11 protein-coding genes are annotated in these 11548 nt (G+C 67.7%); 4 read left to right on the forward strand and 7 right to left on the reverse strand.

Translation table 11 applies throughout. The features are described from left to right. The first annotated feature begins 21 nt into the window (after positions 1-21). The gene (locus AB4Y35_RS05185; RefSeq protein WP_368703581.1) at positions 22-921 is read left to right on the forward strand and encodes a LysR substrate-binding domain-containing protein; all 900 of its coding nucleotides are present in this window, start codon (positions 22-24) and stop codon (positions 919-921) included. A gap of 124 nt (positions 922-1045) precedes the next feature. Continuing rightward, on the forward strand, positions 1046-2788 hold the full coding sequence (gene dld, locus AB4Y35_RS05190; RefSeq protein WP_368703582.1) for a D-lactate dehydrogenase: 1743 nt from the start codon (positions 1046-1048) through the stop codon (positions 2786-2788). Positions 2789-2870: 82 nt separating this feature from the next. Here dld and AB4Y35_RS05195 read toward each other — a convergent pair whose 3' ends face one another. The 5 genes from AB4Y35_RS05195 to AB4Y35_RS05215 form a co-directional block, all read right to left on the reverse strand. Continuing rightward, the gene (locus tag AB4Y35_RS05195; protein ID WP_368703583.1) at positions 2871-3638 is read right to left on the reverse strand and encodes a DUF4410 domain-containing protein; all 768 of its coding nucleotides are present in this window, start codon (positions 3636-3638) and stop codon (positions 2871-2873) included. Between the two features lie 186 nt (positions 3639-3824). Further along, entirely contained in the window at positions 3825-5222 is a 1398-nt protein-coding gene (locus AB4Y35_RS05200; protein WP_368703584.1) for an ATP-binding protein, read from the reverse strand. Further along, on the reverse strand, positions 5222-5935 hold the full coding sequence (locus tag AB4Y35_RS05205) for a response regulator (RefSeq protein ID WP_368703585.1): 714 nt from the start codon (positions 5933-5935) through the stop codon (positions 5222-5224). Before AB4Y35_RS05205 ends, AB4Y35_RS05200 begins: the two co-directional genes overlap by 1 nt. Positions 5936-5951: 16 nt before the next feature. Then, entirely contained in the window at positions 5952-6257 is a 306-nt protein-coding gene (locus AB4Y35_RS05210; RefSeq protein WP_028203600.1) for a hypothetical protein, read from the reverse strand. 102 nt (positions 6258-6359) lie between these two features. Next, positions 6360-7361: a hypothetical protein gene (locus AB4Y35_RS05215; protein WP_368703586.1), complete on the reverse strand. Its 1002-nt coding sequence runs from the start codon at positions 7359-7361 to the stop codon at positions 6360-6362. A 332-nt stretch (positions 7362-7693) separates the two neighbouring features. On the opposite strand from AB4Y35_RS05215, the gene AB4Y35_RS05220 reads away from it, so the two are divergent. After that, positions 7694-8635 carry a sterol desaturase family protein gene (locus AB4Y35_RS05220; protein WP_368703587.1) on the forward strand — a complete coding sequence of 314 codons (942 nt, stop codon included), beginning with the start codon at positions 7694-7696 and terminating at the stop codon, positions 8633-8635. Between the two features lie 101 nt (positions 8636-8736). After that, positions 8737-9447 carry an SDR family NAD(P)-dependent oxidoreductase gene (locus AB4Y35_RS05225; protein ID WP_368703588.1) on the forward strand — a complete coding sequence of 237 codons (711 nt, stop codon included), beginning with the start codon at positions 8737-8739 and terminating at the stop codon, positions 9445-9447. Positions 9448-9535: 88 nt separating this feature from the next. On the opposite strand, the gene AB4Y35_RS05230 is transcribed toward AB4Y35_RS05225, so the two are convergent. Together AB4Y35_RS05230 and AB4Y35_RS05235 are read right to left on the reverse strand one after the other, a co-directional pair. After that, positions 9536-9907 (reverse strand): hypothetical protein, encoded by a 372-nt coding sequence (locus AB4Y35_RS05230; protein WP_368703589.1) that lies wholly within the window; start codon positions 9905-9907, stop codon positions 9536-9538. 117 nt (positions 9908-10024) lie between these two features. After that, a complete protein-coding gene (locus tag AB4Y35_RS05235) occupies positions 10025-11542 on the reverse strand; it encodes a PepSY-associated TM helix domain-containing protein (RefSeq protein WP_368703590.1) in 1518 nt (505 codons plus the stop codon). Between the last annotated feature and the right edge of the window lie 6 nt (positions 11543-11548).

Genomic DNA, 11548 nt, shown 5'->3' on the forward strand with positions numbered 1-11548 from the left:
TCGCATCAAGACGAAAACGATATGGAATTCCGGCAACTACGCTACTTTCTCGCCGTCGCGGAGTATCTGCATTTCAGCGAGGCGGCCGCCTTTCTCGGCATGGCGCAGCCGCCGCTCAGCCAGCAGATCCTCAAGCTCGAAAAGGAAATCGGCACGCGGCTCTTCATTCGCCACTCGCGGCGCGTGGAGTTGACCGAGGCCGGGCGGCTCTTTCGCGAGCGCGCGCAACGCCTCATCGACGACGCGGATCTGGCGCTCGCCGAGGCGCAAAACGCGGGGCGAGGCGAGAGCGGGAGGCTCGTGCTCGGCTTCGCGGGTTCCACGGTGTTTCATCCGCTCGTTGCGACCGTGCTGCAGCGCTTTCGCAGCGCGTATCCGGGTGTCGTGATCGGGTGCGAGGAGAGCAACAGTTCGGTGCTGCTGGAACGCGTGAGCGAAGCGAAGGTCGATGCCGCTTTCGTGCGCCTGCCGCTCGATTGCCGCGGCCTCGCCACGCAGGCGCTCGTGGAAGAAGACGTCCTCGCCGTGCTGCCGCCGCGCCATCGCCTCGCGCGCCGCCGCCGCCTCGATCTCGGCGATCTCGCGGGCGACCCGCTGATCCTCTTCCCACGCCCGATCGGCCCCGATCTCTACGACTCGATCATCAGCGCGTGCCACGCGGCGGGCTTCAATCCCGTGATCAGCATGGAATCGCCGCAGATTTCCTCGACCGTCAACATGGCGGCGGCGGGCTTCGGCGTCACGCTCATTCCTTCTTCGATGCGGCAGATCCAGGCCAAGGGCGTGACCTACCACGATCTCAAGGGAGGCTCGCTGCACACGACCATCGCGCTCGTGCACCGTCCGCGCGAAAAGGCGCCCACGGTGCAGAACTTCGTGCGCATCGTGCGCGATGCGTCGCGACATGCGCCGCAGGGCTGATTCGGCGGGTTCAAGGGTCGATCCATATCTTTTTCGTCTTGATCGTGCGTAGTCGCGATATTGGACGTAATGGATCGCGGGTTCTATCCTTCCGCGATCATCGTTTTCCGCAGGAGCCGTTCGCATGTCCATCACGCACCCAAGCGCCGTTCGCGAGCCGCTTGTCGCGTCGTTGCGCGCCGTCGTCGGCCGCCAGCACGTGCTGACCGGCGCCGAAGCCACGCGGCGCTACCGCAAGGGTTTTCGCTTTGGCGAAGGGAAGGTGGCGGCGGTCGTGCGGCCCGGCACGCTCGTCGAGCAGTGGCGGGTGCTGCAGGCTTGCGTGGCCGCGAACGCGATCGTCATCTCGCAGGCTTCGAACACGGGCCTCACGGGCGGCTCCACGCCCGACGGCAACGACTACGACCGCGAGGTCGTGATCGTGAGCATGACGCGCATGCGCAAGGTCTACGTGATCGATGGCGGCAAGCAGGTGGTCTGCCTGCCGGGCTCGACGCTCGACCAGCTGGAGCAGACGCTCAAGCCGCTCGGGCGCGAACCGCATTCGGTCATTGGCTCCTCATGTCTGGGCGCATCGGTCGTGGGCGGCGTGTGCAACAACTCGGGCGGCTCGCTCGTGCGGCGCGGCCCGGCCTATACGGAAATGTCCGTGTTTGCACAGGTCGATGCAGAGGGGCGTCTTACGCTCGTGAATCATCTCGGCATCCGGCTTGGCGAGACGCCGGAAGCGGTGCTCGGCCGCCTCGATCGCGGCGAGCTGCCCGAAGCCGATATCCTCCACGACGCGGGCGCGGCTTCCGACCACCGTTACGCGGATCACGTGCGCGACATCGAAGCGGACACGCCTGCGCGCTACAACGCCGACCCGCTTCGTTTGCACGAAGCGGCGGGTTCGGCGGGCAAGGTCATGGTGTTCGCGGTGCGGCTCGACACGTTTCCCATCGAGCGCGGTGCGAAGGTGTTCTACATCGGCACGAACGAAACAGCTGAGCTGACCGACCTGCGCCGCGACATGCTCGGCAAGTTCTCGAAGCTGCCGATCGCGGGCGAATACATCCATCGGGACGCCTTCGATATCGCCGAGCGCTACGGCAAGGACATGTTCCTCCTGATCCAGCATCTCGGTACGCGGCGCCTGCCCGCGCTGTTCGCCTTCAAGAGCCGCTGCGACGCGTTGTTCGAGCGGCTGCCGTTCTTTCCCGCGCATTTCACGGACCGCGTGGCGCAGGCCGTGAGCCGGTGCTTTCCTGGCCATCTGCCCGCGCGGCTCAAGGACTACCGACAGCGCTACGAACATCATTTGATGCTCAAGGTATCGGCCGATATGGTGGACGAAACGCGTGCTTACCTGAACACGTTTTTCGGCGTGGCGAGCGGCGACTTTTTCGAATGCACCGACGAAGAGGGCAGCAAGGCGTTTCTCCATCGTTTCGCGGCGGCGGGCGCGGCGGTGCGCTATCGCGCGGTGCATGGCGACGAAGTGGAGGATATCGTCGCGCTCGATATCGCGCTGCGCCGCAACGATCGCGACTGGTTCGAGCAACTGCCCGAGGCGGTGGAAAAGCCCATCGCGATCAAGCTCTATTACGGGCATTTCTTTTGCCATGTGTTTCATCAGGACTACATCGTGCGCAAGGGCAATGACTGCCTCGCACTGGAACACGAGATGTGGAAGCTGCTCGACGCGCGCGGCGCCGAATATCCCGCTGAGCACAACGTCGGCCATCTCTACGATGCGAAGCCTGCGCTGAAGTCGTTCTACGAGACGCTCGATCCGTGCAACTGCTTCAATCCGGGGATCGGCCATACGTCGAAGTTCGCGCGCTATCGTGAGCCGCAGGCGCTGAGCGAGCCGCAAGCCCAATAAGCAAAAAGACGGCGACGGTATCGAACCGTCGCCGGAAAGGGCATGAACTCTCGCGCAGCGCTGCGTTGCGCGCTCCCCCGTATTAGCTCTTCGTCGTTGTTGTCATCCAGCCGTTCTGCGTGCTGATCTGCGTGATTTCCTTCGCGATCGAGCGGGCCAGCTTGCCGGCATCCGACGAGAGCGTGTCGCGCTTCGCCTCCGAGGCGCCGTGCAGACCGCCGCCCACCACCGCCGCCGTCGCCACATGGCCGGCCGCCGCGCCCACGCCCGCCGTCTCGGCCATGCCAGGCATATGGCCGCTATCGGCCTTCGTCTGGAAGCTCAGGAGCGGTTGCGGTTCGCCGCCGTTGGCGGGCTGGAACAGCACCGCGATCGTCGCGCCCACTTCGCTCTTGCCCGCGCCCAGACCGATCAGCATGCGGCGGCGGCTGCTGCCCGCATCCATCGTGTCGATGCGGCCTTCCACGATCAGCGCGTTGCGGCCGGCGGGCGCGGGACCGTCCATGCGCACGGCGGGCAGGCCCATTTTCTGAAGTTCGCTCACGAGTTGATCGGCGAGATGTTCGCGCGTTTTCAGAGCGGCCTGCTGTTGCTGCTGCGCCGACGACTCGCCGCTCGTCATCGTCTTGAGCCTATTCAGCATGCCGGTGCTGTCGAGCTTCACCTGGTCGGCGGCGGCGTCGAACGTGTAGACGTAGACGACGTCGGCGTGCAGTTGCGGGAGCGGCCCGTTGGTCTGCACGACAGGCGCTGCCGATGCGCAGCCGCTTGCGAACAGCGCGCCCGCGAGGAACGTGGCGCCCGCGACGCGCTTGGCCTTGTTGACGAGGAAGTTGATGATCGTTTGCATGTCGATGTCCTTTTGCCTGAAAGAGTGTCTCGTTGCCGATACTCGCAAATCATTCAGGATGGCGAACTATCGACTATGGTGCTTCGGCGTCTGGGCTCCGGTTTGTTCTGCTCCGTTGCTCAGGCTCAGGCGCAAGTATGGGGGGAAGGGCGCGTGAAATCCACGCGCAAATTATGTCGAGTCATGTCACGCATGCGCGGCCGGCGGCGCGCCGTTCTGGCTCGATGAGGGACGGTTCAGCGGCAGGCGTACGACGGCTTCGAGGCCGCCGCCTTCGCGGTCGCGGAACGTGAGCGAGCCGCCGTGCAGCCGCGCGATCCGCTCGACGATGGCAAGCCCGAGGCCCGAGCCGCCCGAATGCGTACGGGCGTTCGCGCCGCGGCTGAAGGGCGATTTGAGGCGCTCCAGTTCCTCGGCGCGGATGCCGTTGCCGCGGTCGGCAACGATCACGCAGGCGGCGTCGCCGTCGCGCCACGTGCGAATCGTCAGACCTGTGCGTCCGTAGTTCACGGCGTTCTGCATGAGATTCATCAGCAGACGCATAACGGCGATCGGCCGGAACGCGAATACGGGCAACTCGCCCTCGTCGAAATCGAATTCATGGCCGAGCCCTGCGAAGTCGGCGACGAGCTGGCCCGCGAGCGCGTTGAGGTCGCCCGCTTGCGGCGCTTCGCGCTCGCCGCTGCCGGCGTAGTCCATGAACTGCTGGAGGATCGTGTCGATCTGGTCCAGATAGCTCTCGGACGAGGCCACGAGCGCATCGTTGCTGCCGCGCGGCAGCGCCATCGCGATCGCGAGACGCAGTTTCGTGAGCGGCGTGCGGATGTCATGCGAGACGCCGGCCAGCATCAGCGCGCGCGTGGCCTCGGCCTGCTTCAGCGCTTCGGTCATCTGGTTGAAGGCGCGGCTCACCTGGGCGATTTCGGTCGGGCCGTCGGTCGGCAGCGGCGGCGGCGTTTCGCCGGCACTCACGCGGCGCGCCGCGCGCGCGAGCTTGCGCAGCGGCCGGTTGATGTGGCGCTGCAACAGGTAGCCGGTGAGTGCGGCGAGCAGCGCGAGCGCGGCGGAGAGGATCAACGCCGTGGTGATGCCGCTCGCGCGCGCGTCGGCGGTGACCGGCAGGGCGATCCAGACCGGTTCGCCTGCTGCGTGAAGGCGGATCCACAGGCGCTCCTGCGCGCCTTCGCCATCCGCTGCGGGTGCGGTCTCGTCGTGGCTCGCGTCCCAGCGCACCAGCAGTTCGGGCGGCAGATGGCTTTGCAGCGCTTCGACGAACACGTCGCGCTGCCAGGTGCGGAAAAAGTCGACGAGGCTCGGATGGGTTTCGGCGGGCGCTTGCGGCGGCGCCACACGGCGCGCATCGAACCGCGCGGCCGCCGCGCGCCCTTCGTCGGGCGGCATGGAAGCGAGCGTGGTATCGAGCAGCTTGACGTAATCGGCGAAGATGATCGAGGCGCGTTCGATGCGCGGGCGCTGCACGAAGTGCAGCAGCACGGCGATCGAGCAGATCTGCGAGAGCGCGACGAGCGCCACCAGCAGCGCGATGTTGCGCGAGAGCAGCGAGCGCGGCAGGCGCAAGCGCATTACGAGTCGACGCCGGCTACCAGCATGTAGCCGATGCCCCAGACGGTCTTGATGAAGCGCGGCTTGGCGGGATCGTCCTCGACGATCTGGCGCAGGCGCAGGATCTGCACGTCCACGCTGCGGTCGAGCGCGCTGTGGTCGCGCCCGCGCGCGCGGGCGAGCAGATTCTCGCGGCTCACGGCGCGGTTCGGCGACGAGCCGAGCGCGTGAAGCAGCAGCATCTGCGCCGAGTGGACCTCGATGGGCGCGCCGTCGCGGTAGAGCGTTTGTTTGCCAACGTCGAACTGAAAGTCGCCGAAACGGAGCATTTGCGAGGTGACCGTGGGTTCGCCCGAGGCCATCTTCTGGCGGCGCAGCAGGGCGCGAATGCGCGCGACCAGCTCGTCGGGGAGAAACGGCTTGGCGAGATAGTCGTCGGCGCCGGTTTCGAGGCCGATCACCTTGTCGGCGGCATCGCCCTTCGCGGTGAGCATGAGGATCGGCAGCGTCTGGCCTTCGGCGCGCAGGCGGCGGCACACCGTGAGGCCGTCTTCGGGCTCCATCATCAGATCGAGCACGAGGAGGTCGTAGGGCTCGCGCTGGAGCAGGCGGTCGAGGCGCTTGCCGTCGGCGACGGCGCGCACCTCGAAACCCTGGCTCGTGAGAAAGCGCTGCAGCATGTTGCGCAGTTCGGCTTCGTCGTCGAGCACGATGATCCTGTTTGCCTGCTCCATGTGACGCCTCCGGCGTTCATCGGGCTGCTGCGCGCGCTCGCATGAAGTCCTCGATCTGCGCGAGGGTGACGAAGCCGGCCTTTTGCGTGTCGATTTCGTCGAAGTGCTGCGCGACCTTCGGCATGCCCGCCTGCGCCTGTTCGCGCGTGAGCTTGCCGTCGTGCGTCGTGTTCGCGGCGGCGAAGCGCCCTTGCAGCTGCGCCATCATGCGTTCGACGCGGGCGCTGTCGCCTGAGCCGCCCGGCAAGGCCTGAGCCGATGCCGGCACGCAAACCGCTGCTGAAACGATACACAAAACGAGGGCAGCAATCATCTTCTTCATGGTGTTCTCCGTGAGGTGGCCGACGTAGCGCGACGGCCGGTTGATCAAGCGAATGAGGCGGGCGGCTGCGGGTCATGCGAATGCGCAGCCGCCGGTGATGGTTCAGGCCCAGTGGGCGGGGACCCACACGCGGCCGACCCAGTGGCCGGGAATCCACACGGCGGGGCGCGGGGCGATGTACACGGCGCGCGGCAGCGGCTGGCCCACATACACGACTTTGGGTGCCGGCGGCGCCACGTAGACGACCTTGGGTGCAGCCGGCGCGACGTAGACGGTCTTCGATGCGGGAGGCGCGACATAAACCGTCTGCGGTGCAGGTGCGGGCGCGACGACCACCGTCTTGGGGGCGGGCGGCGGCGGGGCGACATACACGGTGGTGCTGGGCGGCGGCGGCGTGACGACGACCGGCGCGGGCACGGGGACCGGGGCGCCCACGACGGCGACCGTCGTCGTGCCGGCGGTCGACACCGTGCCCTGCACGACGGTCGTGCTGCCGGTGGTCACCGTGCCGCCATGGACGACGGTCGTGCCGCCGCCCGTGGTCACCACGCCGGTTCCGACGCCCGTGGCGCTGCCCGAGTGGTAGACGCTGCCGCCCTGCGTACCGGTGACGGTGCCCGAGCGATTGCACGTGCTGCCCGCGCAGCTCGTGGACGCCGAGTGCCCGTAGGTGTTGCCGTTGCCCGTCGTGACCGTGCCCGTCGACGAGTACTGGCCCGGCGCCGTGCGCGTCACGCTGCCCGAGGTGCTCGCGCTGCCGCCATCCGATCCGTTGAGCGAGCCGGTGTGCGAGCAGGTGCCGCCCGCGCAGCTCGTATCGCCCGAGTGCTGGACCGAGCGGCCGTTCGGGCCGTAGGCCGTGCCGCTGTTGCTGAACTGGCCCGGCGCGGTGCGGGTGACGGAGCCGCTGTTGGTGGCGACGCCGCCCCAGGGACCGGCCACGCCGCCCGCATGCGAGCAGGTGCCGCCGCTGCAGGAACCGTAGTGCGCGCCGTTGTACGTGCCGTGCGGCGTGTACGCCGTACCGTGACCGGACCAGCCGGCGAAGGCGGGGGCACTGGCGAAGCCGATGAGCGCGGCGACGACGAGGGGGAGCGTTTTCATCAGAGGTCCTTGCGGTTCGTTTCGGGGGGCACGCTGCGGCGTGTCAGCGGAACGAACTATAGGGCTGGGCCCGGCGCAAGTCGCGTCATAAACCATGTCACGGTGTTACACGTCGCGCGGCCTCTGGCGCGACCGCCCCGCGCGTGCGGCGCGGCAGGCGTATCGGCGTGTTTCGCGCACCGCGCGCGTGACATACCCCGACATACTTTGCGCGTGGTTTTTCCCGCTGCGCGCCACTACAGTGCCCTTCATCCGACGCGCCGCCGCGACTCCTGCGTGCCACACGCGTCTTTCTTCACCGCGCAAGACGCGCCTATTGCACACGATCCATCATGCTCACCACAGGAAAACTCGCGTTCTATGTCACGCTGTTCGTCGTTGCCGTCTCGCTGATCGAGGCGTGCGTGCTCACCTTCAGGAAACGCCGCGAAGCAGCGGGCGATGCCGCGTTCGATTGGTCTGAAGTTTGGCTCTCGCTCGCCGACCTCGCGGGCCGCAAGCTTCTCGCGTTCCTGCCGCTTTCGCTCGCCGCGCCGATCCTGGATTTCGCGTGGGAGCATCGCCTCTTCACGCTGAATATCGACACGGTTGCGCTCGTGCTGCTGGTCTTCATCGGCCAGGAATTCTGCTATTACTGGTATCACCGCGCGTCGCACCGCATCCGCTTTTTCTGGGCCACGCATGCCGTGCACCATTCGCCGAACCAGTTGACGCTTTCGTCTGCGTACCGGCTCGGGTGGACCGGCAAGCTCACCGGCCCGGCCATGTTCTTCGCGCCGCTCGTGTGGCTCGGCGTGCGGCCCGAAGTCGTGCTCGCCATCCTCTCGCTCAACCTGCTCTACCAGTTCTGGCTGCACAACACGTGGATCCCGAAGCTCGGCTGGCTCGAGTACGTGTTCAACACACCGTCCAACCACCGCGTGCATCATGCCTCGAACGTCGATTATCTCGATGCGAACTATGGCGGAGTCCTGATCATTTTCGACCGCCTGTTCGGGACCTATGTGCCGGAGCGCGCCGAAGAGCCTTGCCGCTACGGGCTCGTGACGCCCGTGCGCTCGCGCAATCCGTTCGTCGTCGAACTGGAACACTGGGCGACGCTCGCACGCGACGTCGTGTTGGCGAAGAACCTCTGGACCGCCGTGCGCTATGTTTTCCTGCCGCCGGGCTGGCGCGCGGATGGCGGCGGTGACACCACGGAGAACCTGCGCAAGCAGCACGCGCTAGCCACGGTACGCACGGATGCCCGGCGCGGACGCCCGAGCGCGGGTTGATGGAAGGCCGCGGCTCGCGTAACGTGGCGCCAGCGGCGCCCGCAACGATCGCGCGGGCCGCATCGAATTCAGGTTAGTGAAGCAACGAGAGGAACAAGCGCATGGAAAACGGATTGAACGGCAAAGTCGTCGCGGTGACGGGTGGCTTCGGCAGCCTGGGTTTGGCGACGGCGCAATTGCTGGCCGAGCGCGGCGCCCGCGTGGCGCTGATCGGCCGCGGCGCGGCCCCCGAAGCGGCGGCGCTGCCCGCCGCGCTCGCGAACGCGCTGCGCATGGGCGGCGTCGATCTCGTCGACGCGAACGCGGCCCAGACCGCGTTCGGCACGTTGCACGGGAAGCTGGGCGGGCTCGACGCGCTCGTCAACGTGGCGGGCGCGTTCCGGTGGGAGACCATCGGCGACGGCGACGCGCGCACGTGGGATCTGATGTTCGATCTGAACGTGAAGACGGCGCTCAACGCCTCGAAGGCCGCGCTGCCTTATCTCGTGCAGAGCGGCGCGGGGCGTGTGGTCAACATCGGCGCGGGCGCGGGACTCAAGGCGGGGCTCGGCATGGGTGCGTATTCGGCGTCGAAGGCGGGCGTGGCACGCTTGACGGAAGCGCTTGCGGAAGAACTGAAGGACAAGGGTGTGACGGTGAACGCGATTTTGCCGAGCATCATCGACACGCCGCCAAACCGTGCCGACATGCCGGACGCCGATTTCACGCGCTGGGTGCAGCCGCGCGAGATCGCGACGGTCATTGCGTTTTTGCTGGGTGCGGACGCGCAGGCGATTACGGGGGCGCTGATTCCCGTGAACGGGCGCGTGTAAGCGGGGCGCCGCGCTTGCGCGCACGGCGCGGGGGCCGCTTCAACAGAGCGGTCCCACCGTGATCGCGCGGTGGGACCGCGGTGTTCCGTCAATGGCCGTGGCCGCCGCCGGCTCCCATACCACCGCCGCCGCCTTGCCACGTGCCGCCACCGCCTCCATGCCAGCCGCCACCGCCGTGCCCACCGCCTCCGTGCCAGCCGCCACCGTGCCAGCCGCCGCCATGGCCGCCGTGCCAGCCATGGTGATAGCAGCATCCGCCGCCACCGCCCCAGATGGCGACGCCGCCATAGCCGCCGCCGAAATAACCGGGGTAGTAGTCGTAACCGTAGGCGTACGGATAGCCTGAGTAGTAGGGGTAGCCGTAGTCATAGCCGTAGTACCCGGGGTAGCCGGGATAGGGCGCGACCGCGCAGCCCGCGAGCACCGCGGCCGCGCCCAGCGCCGAAATTAGCCGCCACACGATAATCTCCGCATATATACGTTTGAAACCGTTTGGCACAGCCAGGTTCAGACGCAATTGTGTCCGCAGATTACCGCAGGGCGGCCACGGCCGCCGATGCCGGCAAGACGGCAGCTTCTAGGCGCGTCGGAAGGCTGTGCGGTCGAACAGCCAGACCGCCACGAGCGTCGCGCCCATCAGCGGAAACACGATGCCGAGCAGCACGAGAGCGGTCTTCCAGGCGCGCAGCGGCGGCGCGGCGCGCTCGCGTGAGGGCGCGGCCAGCATCGATGCGCCCTTTGCGCGCGCGGGACGGCGCATCCACCACATCACGAAGCCGGTTACCGCGAGTGCGCCGAGGCCCAGCGAGATCGCCGCGCAGATCAGCTGGTTCGCGAGGCCGAAGTAGCGGCCCATGTGCAGCGACGTGCCATAGGAAATGGCTTGCGAGACTGCGCCGTAATCGTCATAGCGAATGTCCCGGAGCACGGCGCCGCTGTACTGGTCGATATACACCGTGCGCTCCGCTTTCGGATCGGGCGGAAAGTACGAGACCGTGTAGACGCCATCGGGCGTGGCGGGCAGCACGATGTCGTAGCCGTCGCGCACGCCGAGATCGCGCATCTGGGCGACGACCTGAGCGAGCGTCCAGTGTTGCGGTGCGCCGGACGCGTCGGGCGAGTGCGGCACCGGAACCGCGCCGACGGCCCAGGGCACGAGCGGCAGCGGCATGTCGTCCATCACCATGCCCGGCATCGACGCCATGTCGTGGCCCGCGTGCTCTCCGCCGTGTTCCTGTCCGCCGGCGTGGCTTGCGGGCGGATTCGCCGCTGCGCCGCTAGCTGCTGCGGTGGCGGCAGCTAGCGGCGCACCCGGCAAGGCCGACTTCACCCCGAGGCCGCCGCCCCACGCGCCGCGCGGCGCGCCGAGGCTCGCGCGCGTGGCGAGCGCCTTGAACTGCTTGCCCCACGAGCCCGTCCACGGCAGGCCGCTCAGCACGAACGCGAGCGCGCCCACGGCGAGCCAGATGCCGACGCTCGCGTGCACGCTCTTCCAGAACGGCCGTCCGCGCGCACCGAAGCGAGGCAGCAGCGCGGCGCGCCACGACGCGCCCGCGCCTGGCCACCAGAGCGCAATGCCGGTGGCGAGCATCACGAGCGTCCAGCAGGCGGCCAGCTCCATGAGCAGCTCGCCGGACTTGCCGAGCAGGAGCTTGCGATGCAGCATGCGGTCGACCTGCATGAAGCGGCGATCGACGTCGAGCGTGCCGAGCACCGCGCCATCGTAGGGATTCACGTAGACGCTCTCTTTGGTCCCGCCGGGCAGCGCGAACACGAATTCGGCGCTGCGCGCGGGATTCGACTCGACGTGCGCGCGCAGCGCCCGCGCCTCTGGCGGCAGCGCGGCGCGTGCGCGGGCCAGCAGGGCATCCACGGGCAGGCGCGGTGTCGCCGCCGGCGCGACCACCAGCCGATGCGGGTAAAGCAGGGGTTCGATCTGCGGCTGGAAGCAGTAGATCGTGCCCGTAATGGCGAGTACGAGCAGCAAGGGCATGACGAAGAGGCCTGCATAAAAATGCCAGCGCCACAGCGTGCGGTAGCCGGGCTGCACCGCGCGGGCAGGCGGTGCGCTGACCGGGTCGGATATCGTGGACATCGGGGA

Source organism: Paraburkholderia sp. EG286A, from assembly GCF_040965375.1.
In the GTDB taxonomy this organism is placed as follows: domain Bacteria; phylum Pseudomonadota; class Gammaproteobacteria; order Burkholderiales; family Burkholderiaceae; genus Paraburkholderia.